22 protein-coding genes, 1 pseudogene and 1 riboswitch are annotated in these 21,699 nt (G+C 56.8%); of the genes and pseudogenes, 5 read left to right on the forward strand and 18 right to left on the reverse strand.

Features of this window, described 5'->3' with window-relative positions:
- Window positions 1-54 precede the first annotated feature (54 nt).
- From C7964_RS09660 to C7964_RS09690, 7 genes are all read right to left on the reverse strand, one after another.
- Window positions 55-276: a phage integrase N-terminal SAM-like domain-containing protein gene (locus C7964_RS09660; RefSeq protein ID WP_110279483.1), complete on the reverse strand. Its 222-nt coding sequence runs from the start codon at window positions 274-276 to the stop codon at window positions 55-57.
- A 257-nt stretch (window positions 277-533) separates the two neighbouring features.
- Window positions 534-1,211: a hypothetical protein gene (locus C7964_RS09665; protein ID WP_181417149.1), complete on the reverse strand. Its 678-nt coding sequence runs from the start codon at window positions 1,209-1,211 to the stop codon at window positions 534-536.
- Complete coding sequence (locus C7964_RS09670) at window positions 1,208-2,251, reverse strand: helix-turn-helix domain-containing protein (RefSeq protein ID WP_110279484.1); 1,044 nt, start codon at window positions 2,249-2,251, stop codon at window positions 1,208-1,210. Before C7964_RS09670 ends, C7964_RS09665 begins: the two co-directional genes overlap by 4 nt.
- The gene (locus tag C7964_RS09675; RefSeq protein WP_110279485.1) at window positions 2,248-2,700 is read right to left on the reverse strand and encodes a VRR-NUC domain-containing protein; all 453 of its coding nucleotides are present in this window, start codon (window positions 2,698-2,700) and stop codon (window positions 2,248-2,250) included. The genes C7964_RS09670 and C7964_RS09675 overlap by 4 nt, the downstream gene beginning before the upstream one ends.
- On the reverse strand, window positions 2,697-2,975 hold the full coding sequence (locus tag C7964_RS09680; RefSeq protein WP_110279486.1) for a hypothetical protein: 279 nt from the start codon (window positions 2,973-2,975) through the stop codon (window positions 2,697-2,699). Before C7964_RS09680 ends, C7964_RS09675 begins: the two co-directional genes overlap by 4 nt.
- Window positions 2,972-3,223, reverse strand: coding sequence for a helix-turn-helix transcriptional regulator (locus C7964_RS09685; RefSeq protein WP_110279487.1), 252 nt, complete (start codon window positions 3,221-3,223; stop codon window positions 2,972-2,974). The genes C7964_RS09680 and C7964_RS09685 overlap by 4 nt, the downstream gene beginning before the upstream one ends.
- A gap of 327 nt (window positions 3,224-3,550) precedes the next feature.
- Window positions 3,551-4,558 carry a helix-turn-helix transcriptional regulator gene (locus C7964_RS09690; RefSeq protein WP_181417150.1) on the reverse strand — a complete coding sequence of 336 codons (1,008 nt, stop codon included), beginning with the start codon at window positions 4,556-4,558 and terminating at the stop codon, window positions 3,551-3,553.
- A gap of 232 nt (window positions 4,559-4,790) precedes the next feature.
- On the opposite strand from C7964_RS09690, the gene C7964_RS09695 reads away from it, so the two are divergent.
- Complete coding sequence (locus C7964_RS09695) at window positions 4,791-5,387, forward strand: hypothetical protein (RefSeq protein WP_110279488.1); 597 nt, start codon at window positions 4,791-4,793, stop codon at window positions 5,385-5,387.
- 10 nt (window positions 5,388-5,397) lie between these two features.
- Here the strand turns inward: C7964_RS09695 and C7964_RS09700 are convergent, their stop codons facing one another.
- Together C7964_RS09700 and C7964_RS09705 are read right to left on the reverse strand one after the other, a co-directional pair.
- A complete protein-coding gene (locus C7964_RS09700; protein ID WP_110279489.1) occupies window positions 5,398-6,657 on the reverse strand; it encodes a tyrosine-type recombinase/integrase in 1,260 nt (419 codons plus the stop codon).
- Between the two features lie 220 nt (window positions 6,658-6,877).
- Window positions 6,878-7,156 (reverse strand): annotated as a pseudogene (locus C7964_RS09705) (transposase); the annotation flags it as partial.
- Between the two features lie 178 nt (window positions 7,157-7,334).
- Window positions 7,335-7,483: riboswitch (cobalamin riboswitch) on the forward strand.
- Window positions 7,484-7,533: 50 nt separating this feature from the next.
- On the opposite strand from C7964_RS09705, the gene C7964_RS09710 reads away from it, so the two are divergent.
- Entirely contained in the window at window positions 7,534-8,214 is a 681-nt protein-coding gene (locus C7964_RS09710; protein WP_110279490.1) for an energy-coupling factor ABC transporter permease, read from the forward strand.
- A gap of 941 nt (window positions 8,215-9,155) precedes the next feature.
- On the opposite strand, the gene C7964_RS09715 is transcribed toward C7964_RS09710, so the two are convergent.
- The 3 genes from C7964_RS09715 to C7964_RS09725 are packed head-to-tail and all read right to left on the reverse strand — an operon-like array spanning window position 9,156 to window position 11,735.
- Complete coding sequence (locus tag C7964_RS09715) at window positions 9,156-10,499, reverse strand: ATP-binding protein (protein WP_110279491.1); 1,344 nt, start codon at window positions 10,497-10,499, stop codon at window positions 9,156-9,158.
- Window positions 10,496-11,158 (reverse strand): response regulator transcription factor, encoded by a 663-nt coding sequence (locus tag C7964_RS09720; RefSeq protein ID WP_110279492.1) that lies wholly within the window; start codon window positions 11,156-11,158, stop codon window positions 10,496-10,498. The genes C7964_RS09715 and C7964_RS09720 overlap by 4 nt, the downstream gene beginning before the upstream one ends.
- A gap of 52 nt (window positions 11,159-11,210) precedes the next feature.
- Window positions 11,211-11,735 carry a hypothetical protein gene (locus C7964_RS09725; protein WP_110279493.1) on the reverse strand — a complete coding sequence of 175 codons (525 nt, stop codon included), beginning with the start codon at window positions 11,733-11,735 and terminating at the stop codon, window positions 11,211-11,213.
- Between the two features lie 530 nt (window positions 11,736-12,265).
- Here C7964_RS09725 and C7964_RS09735 point away from each other — a divergent pair.
- Window positions 12,266-12,868: a hypothetical protein gene (locus tag C7964_RS09735; RefSeq protein WP_110279495.1), complete on the forward strand. Its 603-nt coding sequence runs from the start codon at window positions 12,266-12,268 to the stop codon at window positions 12,866-12,868.
- 85 nt (window positions 12,869-12,953) lie between these two features.
- On the opposite strand, the gene C7964_RS09740 is transcribed toward C7964_RS09735, so the two are convergent.
- Window positions 12,954-13,877 (reverse strand): LysR family transcriptional regulator, encoded by a 924-nt coding sequence (locus C7964_RS09740; protein WP_110279496.1) that lies wholly within the window; start codon window positions 13,875-13,877, stop codon window positions 12,954-12,956.
- A gap of 110 nt (window positions 13,878-13,987) precedes the next feature.
- Between C7964_RS09740 and C7964_RS09745 the strand changes: the two genes are divergently transcribed.
- Together C7964_RS09745 and C7964_RS09750 are read left to right on the forward strand one after the other, a co-directional pair.
- Window positions 13,988-15,526, forward strand: coding sequence for a trimethylamine methyltransferase family protein (locus C7964_RS09745; protein ID WP_110279497.1), 1,539 nt, complete (start codon window positions 13,988-13,990; stop codon window positions 15,524-15,526).
- A 9-nt stretch (window positions 15,527-15,535) separates the two neighbouring features.
- Entirely contained in the window at window positions 15,536-16,435 is a 900-nt protein-coding gene (locus C7964_RS09750) for an NAD(P)-dependent oxidoreductase (protein WP_110279498.1), read from the forward strand.
- On the opposite strand, the gene C7964_RS09755 is transcribed toward C7964_RS09750, so the two are convergent.
- The 5 genes from C7964_RS09755 to C7964_RS09775 form a co-directional block, all read right to left on the reverse strand.
- Window positions 16,432-17,349 (reverse strand): alpha/beta fold hydrolase, encoded by a 918-nt coding sequence (locus tag C7964_RS09755; RefSeq protein ID WP_110279499.1) that lies wholly within the window; start codon window positions 17,347-17,349, stop codon window positions 16,432-16,434. The genes C7964_RS09750 and C7964_RS09755 overlap by 4 nt on opposite strands.
- Window positions 17,349-18,131: a hypothetical protein gene (locus tag C7964_RS09760; protein WP_110279500.1), complete on the reverse strand. Its 783-nt coding sequence runs from the start codon at window positions 18,129-18,131 to the stop codon at window positions 17,349-17,351. Before C7964_RS09760 ends, C7964_RS09755 begins: the two co-directional genes overlap by 1 nt.
- A gap of 31 nt (window positions 18,132-18,162) precedes the next feature.
- Window positions 18,163-18,525, reverse strand: coding sequence for a hypothetical protein (locus tag C7964_RS09765; RefSeq protein WP_110279501.1), 363 nt, complete (start codon window positions 18,523-18,525; stop codon window positions 18,163-18,165).
- A gap of 83 nt (window positions 18,526-18,608) precedes the next feature.
- Window positions 18,609-19,496, reverse strand: coding sequence for a dynamin family protein (locus C7964_RS09770; RefSeq protein WP_110279502.1), 888 nt, complete (start codon window positions 19,494-19,496; stop codon window positions 18,609-18,611).
- Window positions 19,493-21,580 (reverse strand): dynamin family protein, encoded by a 2,088-nt coding sequence (locus C7964_RS09775; RefSeq protein WP_110279503.1) that lies wholly within the window; start codon window positions 21,578-21,580, stop codon window positions 19,493-19,495. The genes C7964_RS09770 and C7964_RS09775 overlap by 4 nt, the downstream gene beginning before the upstream one ends.
- Window positions 21,581-21,699 lie beyond the last annotated feature (119 nt).

Below are 21,699 nucleotides of genomic sequence, written 5' to 3' on the forward strand. Positions count from 1 at the left end.
GCCATACGCAACCTCCATCTGCTAACGCAGACCTTCTCGCAGGCACCTCACGCGTCAGGAACAGGCCAAATCAATGGGGCGGGGCCGCCGCTTACTCATATCCAGCTGAAACGCCTGTAAATCCTCCGGCGTCGCAGTATCTGGAGAACGCACCATAAACCGCGTGAAATACCGAATCCAGCGCAGATACATCGTCTGAGTCTTGGGCCGCAGCCCTTTGATTTGCATATCTTCGAGAAATTGCTGACGTAGCGCAGGTACATATTTATCGGTCATAAAAATCTCCTCTTGGTCAAATTGAGACGGTTTCAATCGTCCAAGAGGTTCGTCAGTTTGCAAAGTCACCTCGCTCCAACCTATGCGAAACACACGCCAAAAACGCCAATACCGCGAGAGCGGTTTTGTCCCTGTCCGCATACCGGACCTCTGATAGCCAGAGATGCTGCATGATGCACGAATTGCCAGTAAGCGGGCTGCGGCCGCAGAATGTTGGTCAGCTATTCAAGTGCCGGTTTGGGCCAACACCGACGTTATTACTCGCTTTTCCAAGGCTGCACCTGCGGCATCACCCCCGCCACCTCCACCTCCCTCAACATCCCGCCAGTGACCAACCCATCGCGCACCCAGCCGAGCGCCTCCCACCAATCCTGATACCCTCGCTGCGCTGCTGTGATCTGCTCTGGGTGGGGTCGCCAAGTTACTGGACAGATCAAAACATCAATGGTCCGCCATTTGCCCCGCGAGAGGACGCGCTCCGTCCCGATCACCTGGGTGACGGCCCGAACCCCATGCTGGTTCTCGCGCGTCTCCCGCGGCACACAACGCGGCACCGCACCCGGCATCCAGTCGGGTGTCATCCCCGCCCGTGCCAGCTCTGCGACGCGCAGGGCCATGCGGATCCCGCCAAGGCTGTCGGGCAGTCCAGCCACGGTCGCTGCAATCACCTCGGCGTCCGGATGGGTGTAGCTGCCCATCTTGTACTGTCCGCCATCGACCTTGCAACCCAGTACGCCGCGCTGCATCAGAACATATTCCAACCCGAAGCCACGACTTTCCTCCTCGGCGTCCTGTCTCGGTGGCAGTTCAAGCTGGGCTTTCTCGACCCGGAAGGTCCATTCAAGGGCTGCCTGCACGCCCAGCGCGCGTTTGGGTTTGCCACCTGCGCTGGGCTGTGCGCGCATGCGGGGCAATCTGCGATCAAACTTGCTCATAGCACACCCCGCTGACGCAGCTTGTCTGGCGTGACCAGTTGGCGTGCCAGCATCAATTCGCACATGGCGCTGCTGATGGCATTGGCTGGCAGGAAGGCGTCGGAATTGACCATCCCGGCGTAGAACGCGGCCAGCTGATCATCACTGGGACGGGGACCCGTCGCTTGCTTGCGCCGCCCCTTGGCTGTTCGACCACTGCCTGCTGCTGTAGTCCTGGCCTTGGCACCGGCCTCGGCGTCACGCCGTGCAACCCGTTCCATGGCCCGATCGAGCGCCTTGGGGCCATCTGGCGGGGCAGGGTGAGCCTCGCGGCTCTCGCGGGCTACCGCAAGGATCCGATCCTGCGACATGCCCAGATCATCGATCCAGCGCTGGACGTGCTGCCGTGCTGGCAAGCCCTGCCACCAAGCGGGCAGTGCGCCGTAGGCATCGAAGCCAAGCGCTCGCAGCAGGTCACCAAAGAAATCGTCAAAACCGATTTCGCGCCCGCGCGCATCCTCCTCCTCCTCCTTTACTGGTTTACTTAAAGGTTCTCTTACAAGGTTAGTGTCCGGATTTCGGACACGGCTTTGGTCATTTTCCGGACACGGGTCGGGGTCAAAATCGGACACGGGTCGCGCATCAATCCCGTGTCCCGTTTTCGGACACGGGTCCTGCTCATTGGCCATTTCTTCGCAGGAACCTTGGTCCCCTGGCACTGTCCCACCCAATAGCAATGTGCCGTGTCCGGTTTCTGGACACGGGTTAGGATCATGCGGGGTAAAGCCGGGCTCGAACCCCAAGATGTAGCGCGTGGGCATCTGCCGTTTGGTCACGGGGTGAATGCGCGGCACACGGCGCAATAAACCCGCCGCTTCCAGCTGACCAAGATGATCATTCAAGGTCGAGCGACTGATCTCGCAATCATGCGCCAGCCGCGCTTGGGAGGGGAAACAGCCGTAGTCGGGATTGAAGCGATCACACAGATGCCAGAGCACAATCTTGGTGGTGGGCTTGAGCCCACGGCGCTGGATGGCCCAGTTGGTGGCAGCATGGCTCATGAGGTGACCCTCCGCGCCGAAGGACCGGTACCATCGTGGCGTGCCCTTGCATCGCGCGGGGCGTCCGGTGTACTGGTTTGCACGATCCGCGTTGTGAATCCGTGATCCGCCAGCGCGCCCAGCGCATCATCGAGGCTGCGCACCAGCGCCCAGCCAAAGCCTTGCGCCAAGATGGCATCGCGAAACGCCTCCTGCTCAGGGCTGAGACGACCCTTCAGAGACTTCAGCTCCAAAAACAGCACGCGCCCATCGCAGAGCACAATGAGATCGGCAAAGCCGGGGTTCACCCCCATGCCAACCAGGATCGCCTGACGCCGCGCACCGCAGGGCCCGGCCTCGGTAACTTCATTGGCGCAGTGATGCACGATCGCCCCCTTGGGCAGGGCAAAGCGCAGAGCGACCACAACAGCGCGCTGCAGATCTGCCTCGGGTGTTCCACGCCGCTTCATCGCTCCACCTCCGGATCCTGGTTGTGATGATTGCCGCGCCCCGGGGTCTTGGCCTCCAGCACGACCAGCAAGATCCGCGCGTCCTCACGTTCCTCAGGTGTCTCGCCATGGCGGACCAGCACATTGCAGGCGAGGCGCAGCATGTGGTCGGAATGGTGAATGACGTCGGCCACGACGATGCGGGCCTCGCGCCGCCGCTCGTCAATCCAGTCCGCGCGCGCCTCATCACGTTCAGCGCGTCGGCTCCGTTGCCGGAAGGGCAGGGGGATGCTCATCGTCCAGCCCTCCGTTTGCGGTTAGGATGACTTTGCTCGCGGCTCAGGAGCCACGCCTCAACACTGCTGCGGCGATAAAAGACCTTACGGCCAATGCGCATGCAGGGCGGCCCTTCGCGCCGCGCTTCCCACCGCGACAATGTATCGGGTTTGATTGTCAGGTCCTTGGCCAGCTGTTCCCTGCTGATCCAGTCGGCCAGTAGGTTCGACGGCTCCGTGGCCGGTTCAGGTATCATCATCTGCGACATGGGTGATCTCCTTGTTTCGGGCCCGACTGTTCGGGCTCAGGTGATCGAAGCAGAGGTCGAGGGGTGGAAACGAGGCGGAAGGTGGAATTGGGAAGAGAGGTGAATTCCACCCCATGTTTTATTGAGTTTTATGATTTTGCGGCATGTCCGCGCGCCTTTTCTGAGGCTTAAATCCGGAATTTTCTGATGCAATTCCACCCCTGCCAAAAGCGGTGTGGCGGCACGGCTGCTGTTTGATTTGTGAACGCGCAGGTTCGCAGTGCGTCAGGCAGATTTTAGCGCGACGCATACGGCTGCAGGCGAAACCCGTCGGATGAGCGCGGGCGACTACGGCAGTGAGGGGAAATCAGGCCGCCGGTAGTCGGCAACCAGTTCGCGCAATTCGTCTGGGGCGATAACCTCGACGGTGTCGCCCCATTTGTAAAGGTGCCAGGCCATTTCCAGCCAGCCACCGGCCTCGAAGCTGACGATCAGCCCGCCCTCCTTATCATTCTGCATGATCTGGTTGGGGTGAAACACATAGTTGCGAGCCACCGGCGCAGCACGCTTGTTGAAGTGCCAGATGACGGTGCCAAACTCCGTTTCGGAATGAAAGCACTCGAAAGACCGGGCCGCATGCCCCGCAATGTCAAATCCGGGATCACGCAGGAATGTGTCTTTGACAAGCCGGGCTCCGTGCAAGCGGTCGAGCCGGAAATGCCTGATACGAGTATCCCGCTCCGGTTCGCGGCAAATCAAATAACAACGTAGACCGAATAACACGCCGTAAGGTTCGACCCGCCGTGTGCGGGGGGCATCATCCCGCTCTCCGATATAGTCGACATCCAGCGTGAATGGGCCTTTGAGTGCGAGGTCGATCACAGCGAGGATTTCCGGATCGTAGGAGGTACGTGGACCGGGGCGGCAGGCGTGGCCTCGCGCTTGCAGCGTTGCCTCAGCATCCGTTTCTGCGCGCAGAACCTCGCCTGTTGGATGCAGGGCGATGATCCGGGAACGTAAGGTTTCCAGCGCGCGCACCTCGGTTACAGCACCGTCGCGGGTTGCACGGCGAATACCCATCTCCAAAGCTGATAGCTCATCGTCCTGTATGCCTTGCAGGCGCAACAGGCGTTCTTGTCCCGAGAATGACCACCACTTGCGGCGATCATCCGGGTCGATGTTCACGTCGACGGTCGGAAATACCTTTTCCAGTGCGCGTGCCATGCGCTGAGCGCTGCGGTGGTTCACTTTGAAGGCGTTCTGAATGTCTGTCAGGCATACCCCCTTGGGGCGCAAAGCAGCCATGTCCGCCAGTTGCATGAGCTCCAGCGTTTTCGAGAATGGAACATAGGACATTTGAGTGGGGTGCCATAATTTGCCACCCTCAATAGTGCATTTTGTACAGCTTCGCGCAAGCTGCCCAAGTCGGTTGAGGCGATTCTTATTCCCCTCTTGCACATCGCTTGCGCAAACCACCAACGCGCGCCGTATCGGCGCGTGACTGGAGGCGCATTGCCCGCGCAAAACGTGGGGAATGCCGGGGCATGTGTGGCTGGCCAAATGGTGGCAAGGATAAAGGAGAATGAATATGACTGCCTCACCAAGCGCTTTCTTTTCGATGGCGGAGCTGGCGATCCGCTGGCAATGTCCTCTGCACAAGGTTGTAGATGCGGCCATTCTCGGGCAGCTGCGTGTGTTTATTGGTATCTCGCCGGTTACCTGTGGTCATCAACGCATCGGTGGTCTTGTGCAGGTGAATGTCGGGGATATGTTGCCGATGTTCCGCCGGACGGGTCCCAGCGATGAAGCCACCACGCTGCGCCGTATCGCGCCATATGAGGGTGGTGAGTGGATCTACATCACCGAACCTGCGGAGGGGCTGGTCATCCGCAGCATTGATCTTCTGGTGCCTGGTCAGGATGTACAGTGTTATGAGGACGAGCGCGATATCTTGCGTCGGAGCATGCATTCCGCTGGTGCTGCGCCGCGCTATGATTGGGACGCCATGTATGCCTGGCTCTTCAAGCGGATCAATGAAGAGGGATTGCCTGAAAGTCAGGCGGCACTGGTAGGCGAAATACAGGAATGGTTCATCCGCAGTTCGAAATCTGGCAAGGTTCCCGAGGACAGCACGATCCGGAAGCGCATCATATTGGTCTGGCGCATTCTGCGGGGCGACAAGTGACGCCCCGCAATTATGCGGAGCGTTGATCCGGTTCAGCATCATGCACAACCCGGGGGCGTGGGCGGAAGATACTGGCCACGCTGTCCACGCCTGCACGCAGGGGCGAGTCCATCAGATGCGCGTATCGCTGCGTGGTTTGCATCTGGGTGTGTCCCAATAGGCGGCCAATAATTTCCAGAGATGCACCGCCACTGACCAGCAGGGACGCAAACGTGTGACGCAGGTCATGGATGCGAACATCATGCAGATCTGCCTCATGCTGCACCTTCACCCAAAAGCGGCGAATTTCTTTGACGGGTTGTCCGACAGTATCGCCTGGGAAGAGCCAGGGATTGCCGTCGGGCACCACCAGTTGGCGCTGACGCACGATAGCGGCCACGTCTTGTGAGATCGGCACGCGGTGGATCTTGCGTTGTTTGGTGGTCGCGGCGGGTTTGGACCAGATGGCGTAATCCAGATTGAATTGCTCGAACCGCGCAGTGCGGACCTCACCCACCCGCGCACCCGTCAGCATGCACATGCGAATGATCGAGGCGGCACGCTGATCCGTGGCCGCATCGAGTGTGGCGGCAAGCCGGACCAGCTCTTCAGGGCTCAGAAACCGCTCGCGGGCATTTTCGATACGCCGGTGGAAGCCCTGTGCCGGATTGTCCGCGCGCCATTCCCATTCCATGGCGAGCGTGAACATCTTGCGCAACACCTCGCCCATACGATTGGCGCGGATTGGCGTTGGTTTGTGCCCTTGCAGCTTACGGGCACGATTATTCGGTTTGAGCTTGCACGGGCGGGGGCGGCCTTCCGCTACAAAATCCAGAAACGTGGCCACATCTGATTTGGTGATGTCGGGGACAAGGCGGTTGCCCCATGCCGGGTCGAGCATCTTCTTGAGCATCGATATTTGATCGCCGGCGTTGGTGGGAGACAGTTTGGGCAAGTGCTCGCGGATGTAACGGTCAATCATGTCGGAGATGCGTGGCGCCGTGCGCAGCTCTTCCTTGGCTGCCAAAGGGTCCTGACCTTCATCGATCATCCGCCTTAGCTCTTTGGCGCGTTCGCGCGCGGCCGTAACGCTCCATTCAGGCCAGCGCCCGATCGACATCCGCCTCTGGCGTCCGGCGAAACGGTAATCCAACGTAAAGGCGCGATTGCCGGATGGTTGTATGCGCGCCGCTAGTCCGCGTATGTCGGTATCGAAGATCTGGTAACTATTCCCCTCCAGCGGCTCTGCATCGCGCAGCACTTTCTCACTTAGCTTCAATCGTTTGACCATTCACCTGGCCCTCCTTTCGTGATCGACACAGGCGTAGATCGACGCCTCTATCAAGTCAGAGCACGGGGGCAGGGGCGGAAAATAGGCGGAAGGTGGAATTGGCGCCTGACAGGAATTCCGCATAGCGATGTCAATATGTTAGTCGTGCCGCCCAGCGCAACCGGATCGGATAACGTGAAGAAGCACGGGAGAATTCCGGGCGCAGGCGGCGGCGTCTGTCGCAAAACCAGCGATACGCGAGGTTCAGATGCACCTCCTCGCAGAGCCGCCGCTCTGACCGGATACCAAAGCAATACCCGACCAGCAGCATCCGGATCAGCAGCTCGGGATCGACGGAGGGACGGCCCGTGTGACTGTAGAAATCAGCAAGGTGGGCACAGATACTGCCCAGGTCGACGAACCGGTTGATGGATCGCAGCAAATGATCCATGGGGATGTGATCCTCGAGCGAGAACTCGTAAAATAACGCCGGTTGCGCTTCCTGCCTCGGTCCCATCATCGCCGATACTCCCCTCGATTACAGGAATTGAATCAGCAGTTCAGCTCTCGATCAAGAAAGAGGTTTTCAACAAAATAAGCGCGTAGTAGCCAATTCTGCGGGGCACTCAATGGCCGCCTACCGCAGCGTTTATGCTTTCTCTCATGTCGCAGTCAGACCTTGCTAGTTTCCCACGAAAGCATCAGGTGAAAATGATGGTGATCTTCGAAAGAAGTTCTTAATTGGGAACCGTGTGAGAAACTCGGACTGCCCCCGCAACTGTGAACAGCCTGAGGCAGAAGCCTTGAAGTTGTAAGTCAAGACACCTGCCATCGTAACGTAACCGCCGGACCCTCCGGCAAATTAACTGCGTCGGGTGGACGCAAAGGAACTATATTATGCATATCGAACCGGGCGTCGTAGATGGCGCGAAAATGCTCCTCGCTTATGGTACTGCGGCTGCGGCTGCTGGCTATTCCATGAAATTAATCAATGATGATCTCAAGACCCACTCTGCCGTATCATTTGGCCTGCGCGCAATCATTGCCGCTGTTGGAGTGTTCATCTTCTTCGAAGTATTCCCACACTTCGCGGTTGGCATATCTGAAGTTCATATAATTCTGGGAACGACCCTATTTCTGCTACTTGGGTCTGGCCCGGCTGCGGTTGGTCTTGCAGGCGGTCTAGCAATCCAAGGCTTCTTGTTCGCGCCCTCTGATGTGCCGATGTACTTTGTCAACGTCTCGACGCTGCTGTTCCCCCTGTTTGCAGTGGACGCGCTGGCCAAAAAGGTCATCCCACAGACAACTGCATATGTCGATCTGCGTTATTCAGACGTATTGAAGATGTCGGCAGTTTATCAAGGAGGCGTGGTGGCATGGGTGGCATTCTGGGCTATCTACGGCCAAGGCGTTGGTGCTGAAAATATCTCAGCCGTGACTAGCTTTGGCGTCGCCTATCTGCTGGTGATCTTGATCGAGCCTGTGGCCGACCTCGCCGCGCTTGCGGGAGCCAAAGGCCTACGTTCTTTGACGGAACGTGGTGTGTTTACTCAGCGCCTACACAATGCTGCGGCCTAGGCCAACTCAGTTCTGGGCTGTGGCGCGTACTGTGTCGCAGTCCTCAGTCTTGCAGGTAACCACTCTATAAAGCGTAGAAGCAGTTCGTGGTAAGCATGATGGCAACCGTCCTACGGGGCGCGCATTTGGCCTTGAAGCGGGCATTTGATTGTCTCCAGCCGAGGTCTGCTTCGTCCCGCCTAGCAGACATCGGCTCAGCCGAAATGCTGCGTTCCACTGCCAATGTCTGCTTTGGGGGAAGGTGTACCGCCGCGTTGCAATCACCTATGAATGTCCGGTAAAGGCCGATACCGTCGATGTGGATGCCGACAGTATTGGGGGTTAAATCTTCTTGCTTCGTTCAACGTCGTCGGTGCACTGGACCTATTTTGATGGCTCTTCTTAGTGATCATCGGAGAATGCTGGTCAACGTCTGGTCAACCCGTGAATGCTATTTGGGCTACACTCGGATCCGTGCCAAAACGGTGAAATCCGGTGAGAAGCGGCGGATAAGTTTTTGCTTTCAAAGGCTTGCCTTCTAAGGTGTTGATTTTAATAAGTTATTGAAACCATTGAGTTTTAGCTCATAACCTGAAGGTCGTAGGTTCAAATCCTACTCCCGCAACCAAATCTCAGTAATCATATCTGTAATTGCCTCGGCATCCGGCCGGGCCCACAAGGTCTATGATCATGACGTCAAGGCGCAAAGTTCCTTTATCACGGCACTCTCTCGAAATCATGGGCAGCACTCTGATCGGCAACATATGCAAATCCCGTGAGTGGCGTTTGAGCGGGCCCACTTTCGAAACAATAATGAAGAAAGTATAAATCCTTGTACGTGAATGGCTCTTGAATGGGTCGTTTGCGTTCATTCATGTCAATGACATGGCATATACGCGGTGCTTTGCATTAGGTTGATGAAGCCTGCAAGCGGGACGACCAATTTGCGAAAGGTAACAAATTCAATCCGACCCTGCGTGCCTGCGCAATGTCACCACAAATCTTGCACCGCCAAGCTGTACGGATCGTCGGACTTCTATGCCCCCCTGATAAGCAATCACCAGATCAGATGCGATCGCCAAGCCAAGACCTGTTCCGGGCTTTGATTCATCAAGTCTTTGCCCACTGACAAATGCCAGATCCCCACCGCCTTCCGCCATGCCTGGGCCATCGTCCTCGACGATGATACGAATCTGGTCTGGTGTTGCGTCGGCAGTGAGTTGGATCACAGTCTCTGACCATTTCAGCGCATTATCGAGCAGATTTCCGATGATCTCTTCAAAGTCGATCTGGTTGATTTTGGCGTGAAGATCAGGAGGAACATCTGTGATCACTTCGCGTCCCGTGCGTTTTGCGAGTGCGCTAAAGGCACGCCCCAGCCTTGACAGGCTCACATTCAGATCAGTTGATGACCCTTCGAGTGCACTATCTTGCGTCGCCTTCATGCGGGCAAATGACCGTTTAAGTTGCGCATCAAGTCGATCAAGCGCATTGATGCCCTTTTGCACCTGTAGGCCTGCTTGCTGCATTTCAAAAAGCTCGTTGCGCAAGACCGCCGAAGGCGTTTTCAGCGCGTGCGCCAGATCCACCGTCTGGCGTCGGGACCGGCTGACGATCTCTCTGTTGCGATCCAGTAGCGTGTTGATGTCAGTGACGAGCGCTTGTACTTCCTGCGGATAGCTTTCGACGGGCAATTGTCCTTCATGGTCCTTGCGTGCGATGACATCCTTGCGCAACTGAGACAGAGGTCTGAGCGTAAATATCACAAGCAAAAAAGCGCCCGCAACGGCCAGAAGGCCGACCAGTGCAAACGATACATTCAAACGCTGACGCAGGCCTGCCTGATCAGCCTCCAGTGCTTCGGTGGACGAGGCAACAGTGACCAACCAAACCGCGCCATCATCAAGGGTCATCTGGCGTGACAAGGCACGCAAGTTCTGCCCCGCTGGCCCTTCGACACCAGTGATAACCGGATTGATCGCAGGTGATGTGCTGACAGGCAGCAAGGAGTCCGCGAGCGAGCGGGATACCACGATGCCACCATCCTCATTGATGGCTTGCCAATAGTTCCCCGAGAATGGCCGCTGATAGACAGGGTCGTCTAGCTGATCGAGCATCGCTTCGCTCGCACCGCCAGTGTTGGCCAGCGCAACGACAGCTTGCGTGTGCCGTGCCGCAAGCTGTTCATCAAAGCGCGATAAAGTAAGATCTTCGAGGTAGTTTCCGACTGCATTAGTGCCTGCCAGCACAACAACAGTTGCCCAAATCGCGCCGCCGGCGACAGCCCGTTGGCGAAGTGATCTCACGCGACCAGCTGGATCGAATACCCGCGACCACGTTCTGTTTCGATAAGGTCATTCCCCAGCTTCTTGCGAAGGCGGGTCACAAAAACAGCAATTGTGTTGGAATCGCGGTCATCGCCGTATTCGTAAATATGCTCTGACAGTTCGGTCATTGAGACAGGGCGGTTCGCGTTGTGAAACAGGTAGGACAGAACCGCTGCTTCAGGGGCTGTCAGCGTGACGGGCATGCCGTTGAGGCTTACCCTGCCGCTTCTGCTGTCAAACCTGACTCCGTTTTTCTGGAACACGGGATTTCGCTGAACGGAATTCCTGCGCAAGAGCGCGCGCGTGCGAGCGATGAATTCAGGTATATGGAATGGTTTGGTCAGATAGTCATCGGCACCGGCGTCAAGCCCGTCAACGCGGTCTGCCCAGCCGTCACGTGCTGTGAGAATAAGAACTGGAATGTTGCTGCCATCGTCGCGCCACGCCTTAAGGATGGTAATGCCGTCCTGGACCGGCAGCCCAAGATCAAGCACAATCAGGTCATAGGGTTCTGTCTCACCCAGAAACTTGGCTTCTTCGCCATCCGACGCCAAATCGATCGCATGCCCTTCGTTCGAAAGAGCATGTTTGATCTGTTCGGACAGCTCGATATCGTCTTCTGCAACCAATATGCGCATGGGAAATCCTTAGGTCGCGATAATGGCAAAAATTGGACTGCAGATAAACAGGTTATCTTTCGCGTCCATTGCCCCGATCACCTGAATTGCCACCACCGCCACCGGAATTCCCGCGATCACCGGAATTGCCGCGGTTGCCGGAATTCCCGCGATTGCCCGCGTTTGCGTTTGCGTTCGCCTGTGCGTTTGCATTTGCGCTGGATGGCAGACTTGATCCGCCGCCTGTTGACTTTGCCGCGGCTGCAACGGCCTGACCCATCTCGCTTCTATGCGAAATACGTTCCCCCTGAACGCCGTTGTAGAGCAGTTCAATAACTGAACCGTCATCACGCTGCACAAGCAAACGATAGGTCATGCGGCCGTTGGAAAGAAAACCGCGAATATCGATAACGACACCGCCAAAATCCGAAACCGCGGTTAATGCGATCGTTTCGGCACGTAGAATTTGTTCCTGCTGGACCAGTTGGCGCAATTGCCCCTGCGATAGTTCCGTCACTTCAGCTGCAGCGCCAAATGGCACTAACGCGAGGATCGACGCGAATATCGCTGATCTCAAGGTGATCGGAATTTCCAGCAAAGGCTTTCGTCCAGTATCCAAAACTAACCGCGCGCACACACCATACGGGCATTCGTGCGATCATCCAGATCTCGTATGACACTTTCAACACTGGGGAAAGGCAGCTTGCGGGCTTTCGGTGCTGACTCAGACACGATCTTATCTTTCTCGTGGAGTTCTTCAGTCATATGGCCGCGCAAAATCAAGATATTTGTCTCAGACATGTCTTTAACTTTCATCACTGCAGTGAATTGGAATCGGTAAACAAATAACTCGTACAGCGTAAAATTTTACATGGCCGCTATGAACCTTTTCAAAACCACGTATTCACGTGCGGTTCATGTTGTCAGGTTCCTGAAACCTGCTTGCGTGACGGCGTCTCACGAAAAATGCGCCGTTTGATTTTGACACCATTGCCGCCAAACAGGCGCAGATATGTGCTTGCCCCTATTCTGACAGGATCACATGAACCCAGACAAACGACCCATTCAGCGACCGTTCATTTTGCTTCGCTTACCAACTCAGGCGAATCATGCAGAAAGGAAAAGCAAATGATGCGCAAGACACACGTGAAGACGAAGGTTCTTTGCATTGCAGCCATGTTGTGCATGACGAGTGCGACGGTTTTTACAACATCAGCTACCCCGGCCTTTGCTGAGCGTGGAGGGAACGGGCAGGGCAATGGCCGCTCCAGCGAAGCGCGCGGCAATCAAAGCGAAAGAGGCAATGGCGCCAGTGAACGGCCGGCGTCCGGTAACAATGGTCGGGGCCACCTTGCCCGTGAACTTGGCAACCTGAATGCCGCACATGCCAACCCGAATGCGCTTGCCAATGCATCGCCAGACAGCATGCCTGGCAAGCTCTACATCTATAAAATGGCGCAAGAGGATTTTGCGGCGGTTGTTGCGATCCAAGATGAAAAATTTGACACGTATCAAGCCCTGATTGGACTGTCGGAAGAAGAAATTGAAGCCGCATTTCCGGAAGGCGGGTATGAAGAAGCTGTGACAGCGGCCGCAACTGACTATGAAATGGCGAGGCTTGATGCATTAGATGCGCAGGAGGCCGCCGGTGACAGCCTCGCCGTTCTGACAGATGGTCGTGAGCTCTCAGAAGCCGCCTTGGCAGAGCTGTGGCGCCTTCTCGGTCTTTAAGGCACCATTTTGAAATAGAAACACTGCAGCGGCCGAGGGTAATAGCTCTTGGCCGCTATTACTTGTCCAGTCGGAATGTCTGTTCTCAACGCTTGGCGGGCGATATGGCGCTTACTTCGCCCGTGGCGGACCTCTCGGAGCGCGTCCGACCATTTGCATGCTGTGATGGATACTGTTCATGCAGCGCCCTGATCAATTTCCGGTATGTCGCACGGTGCCTGTTGCGCACGTTTACACCGACAAATACCGATTGATCTATGCTTGGCGCATCGACAACTCTCTGGCAGATGCCTGATGCAATCAACGCTTTGGCCGAATGTTCCAGCACATAGGCTGATCCCGACAGTGACGTCAAAAGGTCAACCATCGCGGCATTCTGGCCGATCGACAGCGAGACATGCGTCAGGTCCGGCAAGAGTGCGGCATGCGCATTTGCAAAGGTTGCCGAGTAGTTTGCCAGAATGTAGTTTTCCTTGTCGACGCGGGCCAAAGTATCGCCTTGGGTCGAGACCATGATGTAACGCACTTCTCCGAGTGTCTCGAAGTACAGGTCGGGCTGAATCTGAGGTGAATATAATATTGCTATATCCTGACGCCCAATGATCAAATCAGAACACATTTGACTGGAATAATCCGCCTCTAGCAAAAAGGCGGTCTGGGGCAGGATCTCGCGAAGACGTCCGATCAGCCTCTTGATTTCGATTCCTACCAGATCGTGCTGGAGCCCGATCCGCATCGTGACACCTGCAAGCGCGGTATCTTGCGCGGCATTTTTGGCCGTCACCCAATCGTGGCGGAGACTGCGGGCGTGCGGTTCAAATCGCAGACCTTGGGTCGTCAAAGCCGTGCCCGAGCGAGAGCGCTGAAACAGTTTCACCCCTACAGATGCCTCAAGCGAACGCACCCGCCCTGAAACGGTTGACTGCGTCACACCCAAACGCTCTGCGGTGCGGTTGAAACTCTTTGTCTCGCAAAGATCCAGGAAGGTATCGATCAATTCTATCTGCATCTTTTACATCCTGCCCTAATCGGTTAATCCGATCAATAATAACCGGATAGGCAGATTGCGCGATTTGTGAACTGGGAGAATACTCGATCCAGTTCCAGGGAGGCGTGAGCATGTTGGACATAGAGAAAAGAAAAGGGCGCACCGGTGGGCGTGCAGCACGCGTTGCCCTGCGCAGCGCCCCTTTGGCCGAGAATTTGCGGCCTGTCCGCGCAGGCCTTCCGGGCGGACAATATAAGCCTCTGACGGATGCAGAGGTTCTGCGTATCCACCATGCGGCGCTTGATGCTTTGGAGCAGATCGGTCTGTCACAGGCCCCGCCCTCCGGTGTCGAAATCCTTACAAAAGCGGGCGCGATCCTGGGCGATGACGGACGCATCCGTTTTCCACGCGCATTGGTCGAGGACATGCTGGCCAAAGCTGCGCGGAATATCACCTTGCATGGTCGTGACCCACAATACGACCTGCACCTGACGGGCACGAATGTTCATTTTGGCACGGCAGGTGCTGCGGTGCATGTGGTGGACCTTGCAACCAACACCTATCGCGACAGTACCGCACAAGACCTGCACGATGCGGCCAAGATCACCCATGCGTTGGACAACGTGCATTTCTTCCAGCGCGCGATGGTGGCGCGGGATATCTCTGACAATCTCGAAATGGATCTGAACACGATCTATGCCTGCTGTTCAGGCACGACCAAACATGTCGGCACATCTTTTGATGATCCAAGCCATGTTGCACCGTCAATCGAACTCTTGCACCGGATCGCAGGCGGCGAAGAAGCATGGCGTGCGCGCCCCTTTGTTTCGAACTCGAACTGTTTTGTCGTCCCGCCGATGAAATTCGCCGAAGAAAGCTGCCGTTCCATGGAGGCCTGCATTCGCGCGGGCATGCCGGTGCTCTTGCTGTCCGCGGGGCAAGCGGGCGCAACAGCGCCTGCGCCGATCGCCCTTGCGATTGTTCAGGCGGTTGCCGAATGTCTTGCTGGCGTCGTCTATGTAAACGCGATGGCACCCGGTCATCCGGCGGTCTTTGGCACGTGGCCATTTGTCTCTGACCTGCGCACGGGGGCGATGTCGGGTGGTTCGGCAGAGCAGGCCCTGCTGACCGCAGGATGCGCCCAAATGCACCGGTTCTATGACATCCCCGGGGGGGCGGCGGCGGGCATATCGGATTCGAAACTCCCTGATATGCAGGCCGGATGGGAGACAGGTATCACCAACGTGCTGGCCGGTCTTTCGGGCCTGAACATGGTCTATGAGGCCGTTGGCATGCATGCCTCATTGCTGGGGTTCTGTCTGGAATCGCTGGTGCTTGGCGATGATGTGCTGGGGCAGGTTCTGCGCACTGTCCGTGGCATTGACGTGACCGAAGACAGCACGTCAATCGAGGCGATGAAGGCCGTCTGTCTGGGCGGTCCGGGCCATTATCTTGGCTCTGACCAAACGCTCGCTTTGATGCAGACGGAATACATCTATCCCACCTTGGGCAACCGGATGAGCCCGAAGGAATGGAACGAAGCCAACCGCCCTATGTTGCTGGATCAGGCGATAGCCCGCAAGAATGACATCCTTAGCAAAGCGCAAATCCAGATTGACCCTGCGGTCGATGCGGCGATCCGTGCTGACTATAATATCTACTTCAAATAAGGGGCGCATATGCACTACGGATATATCGGCCAAGGCAATCTTGGGGCAAATTGCGCGGCTTGTTTGCTGCGCGGGGGCATGGATGTGACCGTCACGGACATCAATCGCGCCGCGGCAGAACCCGCCATTGCCTTGGGTGCCAAATGGGCCGGCAGCCCCGCAGAACTTGCAGGCTCGGTTGATCACGTCATCACCTGCCTGCCATCGCCTGCCGTATCCGAGGCGGTCGCGGCCCAGATGCTACCCGTGATGAAAGAGGGCGCGCATTGGATCGAAATGTCGACCTTGGGCCGTGACGAAGTGCTGGCCTTTGCGGCGAAAGCGGCAGCACATGATGTGCGGATGATGGAACTGCCTGTTACTGGCGGTGTGCATCTGGCCGCGCAGGGCAACATCACCATGCTGGCCGGTGGCGACAAGGATATGTTCGAAACCCATCTGCCTGCGCTCAAGGCGATGGGTAATCAGGTGTTCCACATGGGCCCGCTCGGGTCGGCGTCGATCATCAAGGTGATCACCAATATGCTGGCCTTTATCCACCTCAAAGCCTGCGGTGAGGCGCTGATGCTGGCCAAGCGTGGCGGGCTTGATCTGGGGCAGGCGTGGCATGCGATCAAGGCGTCGTCCGGCACGTCGTTCGTGCATGAAACCGAAGGAGCGCTTGTCCTGAACGGATCTTATGACGTGGCCTTCAATATTGATCTGGCGCTGAAGGATCTGGGGTTCGCCATGGGCTTTGGCCGCGAATTCGAAGTGCCGCTTGAACTGGCGGCAGCGACCGAACAAACCTATGTGGCAGCCCGCGCGGCCTATGGCGGAGACGCCCAATCGCCGATGATCGTGAAGCTGCTGGAAGACCTGCTCGATACCGATTTGCGGGCTGATGGGTTTCCGGCGCGGCTGACCTAGGCGCTGGCCTCGGCAAAGAAAGGCAGCCACGCCTCAAGCACTTTGTCGGGGTGTTGTTCGGCCAGATAATGACCGCCGGGCAGGGCCCATCCGCGCACGTTGGCGGCCCGCTCTTGCCAAAGGGCGAGACAGTCAAAATGTGCCTCGATTGCGCCGTCCTTACCCCATAGCGCCAACAGCGGCATTTGCAGCTTTGTCGGGTCGGCATCATCATGCGCGATGTCGATGGTTGCCGCGGCACGGTAATCCTCGCAGGCTCCGTGGATCGCCTCGGGTTTGGAGAAACAGGTCAGGTATTCATCCAGCGCCTGCTGTACGAAAGGCGACAGTCCCGCAGAACCCGCACCGCATTTCTTGAGCCAGAAAAAGGCAGGGTCAGCACCGATCAGATTTTCCGGAAACGGATGTGGCAGGGTCAGCCAGTACCAATGCCAATAGGTATGCGCAAAGGCGCTGCTTGCGTCGCGGTACATCTCGCGCGTGGGCGCGATGTCCAGCACAGAGAGCGCGACCACCCGTTCGGGATGGTCCGCTGCCAGACGATGAGCCACACGGCCTCCGCGATCATGCGCGCCGATCAGAAAGCGATCATGACCCAAATGGTCCATCAGCGCCAAGACATCGCCCGCCATCGCGCGTTTGGCGTAAGGGCTGTGCTTCGCGTCTGTTGTCGGTTTTACCGACCGGCCATAGCCCCGCAGGTCAGGGCATATGACCTGATAGGTCTCCGCCAGAACAGGCGCTATCGCGTGCCACATGGCAGAGGTCTGGGGATAGCCATGCAGCAGCACCAGCGGGGGGCCGTTGCCAGCGATGCGGTAAAAGATATCGCCTTCGGGGGTGGCCAGATTATGCTCTTCAAACCCGTCGAAGAAATGCGGCGCGGCGGGGGCTGCTGCGGCTGCAGGGTGCATTACGCAAATATCCGTTGCCAGGATGCCTGCATCGCCCCAAAGCGTTCCGCTTCATAAGCGATCAATGCGACATGACCATCATAAAGAGCCAGCGCTGCGGAATTGCCATCATCAAAGGCACCATCCAGACAAATCAACTGGGCGGCTTCCTCACCACGCAGCGTTTTCTTGTGCGCTTCGCGGAATGCTTCGACCTGCGTGCTCCAGATGGCCTGTAGCGCTGCGAAATCCCCCTCTTTTGCAACGATCTCGCCGTCGCAGATGTGGAGTACGGATGAAAACGCGGGGGCGTTCACCGTCAGGAACTGTTCCATGGGTGGCTTGGGAGTGCTGTCCATTTCGGCCAGTGCGACGTCCCAAAGTTCGGCCAAACCAAGGGCGGAAACGCCGCGTTCGCCGCTGTTTCCAAAGGGTTCGGAAGGCAGGCTGCGGACTGTCATGTTTTCCGCTTTGCCGCAGAGTTCTTCCAGAAGGTCATGCGCAGCCTGAACAACATCGGGATCTTCGCGTGACAAGACCTGACCGATGACATCCGCATCGGATTTTGGCGAAACACTCAGGATACCGCGCATACGACGACCTGCCGCTATAATCCGGATGGATTTGCCGCCACAGCGAAAAGCAAGGCAGCGCTCAAGCACGGTATCATCGACCTCGCGCAGGATCGCGGCCACCGGGGACGGCGATCCGCCCTCCGAAATCATGCGCGCGCCTGTTTCATCCATGACTTCCCGCGCAGACAAAACAGCGAGTTTTTGTGCCAAAGCGTTCAATTCGCTCATAAGCCAGTTTCCAGCTCTCGGTTATGTGTTTTCATTCACCGCTACTGATGCGGTCAAGGCATGCACAAGCATCAGCAACAAACCTATCTGCATCCATCTTTGGGCCGCAGATACAACAAAGAACATCATTCGGTTCATTTTCTGCACGCAAAAAGACGCGCAACTGCGACGTACTCGCAACAGAGGCCATCCCGCTTGGCTTGTCCGCCAATGCCGGCTTGCCATTTGCTCCCAACAATAATGCAGCCTCTTCACAAAGAGCATCCAGCGCCTCACGCCGCAAATTTGAACTTGAGTCTGTTACGAGGATCATTTTCGTCGAGAGATCTGCGAAGGCAACCGCAGTGCAGCCTTCAAATTTCTCACGCAAAGCATCCAACTCATCAACAACCATCTGCAGCTCGCTTCCTAACTACGCATGGCTATGAGTACGGCAAATGTGACGATTGTGGAAGGGCTGCAAAAAACCGTGCTGCATCAGGATGAACGCAGGATCCGGTCGACAGAGGATAAAGGGTCTTCCGCTGTGGTCTCTGCGGGTGCACGTTCCCGTGATGAACGGACACTGTCCGGTGCGCGCTGCACCCGGCGCGGCATCACCGGCGCAACGACGGGCGCAGGTATGTCACTCAGGCTGTCCATGTTATAGAGCGGCAACTCGGTGCGTGCAGTAAGCGCTGTCAGCCGCTCGATCACATCAATCAGATGGGCGGTAAAGGGGCCTGCGCCACTGGCATCCCACCGGTCATAGTCTTCACCTGCTTGAATGGCGTGCAAGAGCGAGACAGGGAAAATCGCACCAAACTGTCCTTGGGTTTCACGGGTCACGCGTTTGACCACGCGACTACGGTCTTTTTCGGTGTTCAGCTTGTCAAACCGCGTGATCAGCAGGATCGAGTTTTCGCGGACAGCTTGCGGCATGTCTTCCCAAACGGCTGCCTCGGATTGGCGCCAAGCTTGGGTCGCATGGGTGCACCAGATCACGGCGTCCACTTCGGGCAGCATCCGCTCCCAGACAGAGGATGACATGTTGGGGTCCGAAATGCCCGGAAAGTCGATCAGGTCACAGACTTCAAGAATGTCGGCTTCCAGAAACAGGCGGATGCTGCGGGTTTGCTCGACAGGGATGTTTTCAAGCTCTGCGAGGGTGACAGGTTCTTTCGATCCATCAACATCAATGCGGTAGGGCGCGCGCGTGCCATAAGAAATCCAGACAGGGGACAAGCGTGTCGCGGTTACTTTCTCAGGTAACGGACGCTGGCCCATCAGCAGGTTCGAGAGCGTACTTTTGCCGGCGCTGAACTCACCCATCAAAGCGATGCGTGGTTTGCGGCGACCGCCGGAATTTGTTTCACCAACACTCATTTATCAACTCCCACTGCGAGCAGAGGTTTTGTTTCGCTCAGCTCTTCGAAGATGTAGTCGAAAAGCTCATCGCGTTCCTGCTGGGCAGTAATACCGAAAATGTCTTCCAAATCGTCAATTGCGATCTCGGATTTGCTACTGATGTCTTCAAGAATGGCGCGCTGTTCGGCGTGGAACTCTCGTAGTTCAGACTGCGCGCGCGCACGGATATCATCGGCTTGCCGAACTTTCAGCTCATCAACGATCGGGGCTGTTTCCGCTTCGATCAGGTCGTAGAACCCGCTTGCAAAAGCGCGGTATCCCTTGCGGCGTTTCCACCACCCCTTCCACCATGATGTTTGCAAGTCCAATGCAATGGTCTGGCCAAGAGACACGGGGGCAGGGATCTCGGGCGGGGCAGGCGGTGTAATCGTGAAGTTCTCGACATCGACACCGAATGCAGACCGATACGTATCTGCAAGATCACCGGCAGCGGCGGCATAGACGTCTTGGCAACTGGCGGTCACATTGCGCCGCATCACCTGATAGCTGGTGCGCAGCAACATGCGCAGGCCATCAGGGCTATATTGCCAGATCTCTTCCTCACCCTTGGTTTCCAGATGCTGCAGCAAAGATTCCAGCGCGCGATCCAGAAAGCGTTTGTGCGATTGGTCAACGCGTGATCCGAACTGCGAAAACGCAATGTCCAGCCGCTCATCGAGGGCCTTCATGCTTGCGGCTTCCAACGTATCAAGGTGGGCCGAAAGCCTTTCGCTCGACATGACTTCGACGGTGTCACCATCCAGACGCATCGATACGACTGCGTTGGACGCGCGCACACCGCCCACGAGGTTCAGCGCGCGCTTGCGTGATGCGGACAGGATTTCAGCACCGGGGCCTTCCGAAATACGTTCGGACAGCGCGCGATAAAGTTCGGGGATACCGGAAAGATGCCAGACAAGCTCTTTGGTTTCCATGCTGGCGGTTTCCGCACTCAGCGCGGCTTCGGCCCAGTTGAACATGGCCTCGGCGCTGTCGGCAACAATATCATCAAGGTCTTCGGACAAGGCCATATTGGCCCAATAGGCGCTACCGAAAATAACCTCGGGGTTCTCTGGTCCGTTATTGTCGGCCAGCGTCTGCAAAATGCTGTCGCGTATTTCCGGAACCTGTGCGCCGGGATCAGACAGTTCGTCGATCCGGTTTACAAAGATGACGACCTCGCGCGCCTTCACGTTCGAGATCAGACGGATCAGCCCCATATCCATCGAACTAAGCGCCTGATGGGCGGACAGGACAACAACGCAGATACGGCTATCGCGCAGGGCATTGATGGTAATCTGTTCCCGCATCATGAATGTATCATTCACGCCCGGCGTATCGCGCAGACAGATCGACATCGGGATCGAGTCCGCGTTCAGATACAGGTCAGCGGATTTTGTAATATCGGCAAAGCGGCCCTGCTGGTCTTCTTCTTCGAGATCCTCGAAATCGTCGCCCATGCAGACATAGCGCTGCACCAATTCGTCGCTCAACTCGGCGTAGCTGTGTTTTTGTCCCAACAAAAGTTCGAACTTGCGACCAAGGCGCTGCCTTGTCTTTTCACGCATTTCGGCAATTTGTTGACGCACTTTCTCAAGCTCTTCGTCAGCACCGGCACGTTCAGACAATTCGCCGATTCGGCCGCCGTTCTCGACAAGGTGATCCCATTCACCTTGGCTGAAGAACTGAAAGGTTGCCGTTGGCGCATCATCCGGCAAGGGCGTGTTGAGGTGAAGCGAAGTCACAACAGACGTCCATGGGTTCACATCCGCAGGCAACAGATCGGGCCGGCCAACCATGGCATTCACCAAAGACGTCTTACCCGACTTGATTTGGCCGATCATGGTAATGCTTGGTTCAAAAGCGCGTAACTGTTTGATAAGTTTAGAAGCTTTCTTTTCAGCGTCCTGGCCGCCAAGCTTTACGACATCCGCAAGCGTCGCTTCGAGGTCGACAACCTCATCGTGGAAGCGGTCCATCTTCTCCAGCCCAAGGCGCATGAAGGGGAGCTGCTCCGGCGGGATTGCTAGACCATCCCCATTTGCGACCTCTTCCATCTTCATCCTTGTCCGTCCTTAACAAATTGATCGTACCACAGCTTTGCGCGGTCCCGCTCGTCGCTAAATAGCAAGAAAAGCACCGTCTTTATTGCCATAATGGAAACAGATCCGCACGGCAAAAG

This window comes from Loktanella sp. PT4BL (assembly GCF_003201935.1).
Taxonomy (GTDB): Bacteria; Pseudomonadota; Alphaproteobacteria; order Rhodobacterales; family Rhodobacteraceae; genus Yoonia.

What these genes read in the sequence shown, in the direction of transcription:
- C7964_RS09710 (WP_110279490.1), top strand. Translation starts at nt 7,534, where the DNA reads ATGCATATCGAACCGGGCGTCGTAGATGGCGCGAAAATGCTCCTCGCT.
- C7964_RS09685 (WP_110279487.1), bottom strand. Translation starts at nt 3,223, where the DNA reads ATGTCGCAGATGATGATACCTGAACCGGCCACGGAGCCGTCGAACCTA.
- C7964_RS09670 (WP_110279484.1), bottom strand. Translation starts at nt 2,251, where the DNA reads ATGAGCCATGCTGCCACCAACTGGGCCATCCAGCGCCGTGGGCTCAAG.
- C7964_RS09755 (WP_110279499.1), bottom strand. Translation starts at nt 17,349, where the DNA reads ATGCACCCTGCAGCCGCAGCAGCCCCCGCCGCGCCGCATTTCTTCGAC.
- C7964_RS09745 (WP_110279497.1), top strand. Translation starts at nt 13,988, where the DNA reads ATGTTGGACATAGAGAAAAGAAAAGGGCGCACCGGTGGGCGTGCAGCA.
- C7964_RS09665 (WP_181417149.1), bottom strand. Translation starts at nt 1,211, where the DNA reads ATGAGCAAGTTTGATCGCAGATTGCCCCGCATGCGCGCACAGCCCAGC.
- C7964_RS09750 (WP_110279498.1), top strand. Translation starts at nt 15,536, where the DNA reads ATGCACTACGGATATATCGGCCAAGGCAATCTTGGGGCAAATTGCGCG.
- C7964_RS09675 (WP_110279485.1), bottom strand. Translation starts at nt 2,700, where the DNA reads ATGAAGCGGCGTGGAACACCCGAGGCAGATCTGCAGCGCGCTGTTGTG.
- C7964_RS09740 (WP_110279496.1), bottom strand. Translation starts at nt 13,877, where the DNA reads ATGCAGATAGAATTGATCGATACCTTCCTGGATCTTTGCGAGACAAAG.
- C7964_RS09680 (WP_110279486.1), bottom strand. Translation starts at nt 2,975, where the DNA reads ATGAGCATCCCCCTGCCCTTCCGGCAACGGAGCCGACGCGCTGAACGT.
- C7964_RS09695 (WP_110279488.1), top strand. Translation starts at nt 4,791, where the DNA reads ATGACTGCCTCACCAAGCGCTTTCTTTTCGATGGCGGAGCTGGCGATC.
- C7964_RS09770 (WP_110279502.1), bottom strand. Translation starts at nt 19,496, where the DNA reads ATGAGTGTTGGTGAAACAAATTCCGGCGGTCGCCGCAAACCACGCATC.
- C7964_RS09690 (WP_181417150.1), bottom strand. Translation starts at nt 4,558, where the DNA reads ATGTCCTATGTTCCATTCTCGAAAACGCTGGAGCTCATGCAACTGGCG.
- C7964_RS09735 (WP_110279495.1), top strand. Translation starts at nt 12,266, where the DNA reads ATGATGCGCAAGACACACGTGAAGACGAAGGTTCTTTGCATTGCAGCC.
- C7964_RS09765 (WP_110279501.1), bottom strand. Translation starts at nt 18,525, where the DNA reads ATGGTTGTTGATGAGTTGGATGCTTTGCGTGAGAAATTTGAAGGCTGC.
- C7964_RS09720 (WP_110279492.1), bottom strand. Translation starts at nt 11,158, where the DNA reads ATGCGCATATTGGTTGCAGAAGACGATATCGAGCTGTCCGAACAGATC.
- C7964_RS09700 (WP_110279489.1), bottom strand. Translation starts at nt 6,657, where the DNA reads ATGGTCAAACGATTGAAGCTAAGTGAGAAAGTGCTGCGCGATGCAGAG.
- C7964_RS09760 (WP_110279500.1), bottom strand. Translation starts at nt 18,131, where the DNA reads ATGAGCGAATTGAACGCTTTGGCACAAAAACTCGCTGTTTTGTCTGCG.
- C7964_RS09775 (WP_110279503.1), bottom strand. Translation starts at nt 21,580, where the DNA reads ATGAAGATGGAAGAGGTCGCAAATGGGGATGGTCTAGCAATCCCGCCG.
- C7964_RS09660 (WP_110279483.1), bottom strand. Translation starts at nt 276, where the DNA reads ATGACCGATAAATATGTACCTGCGCTACGTCAGCAATTTCTCGAAGAT.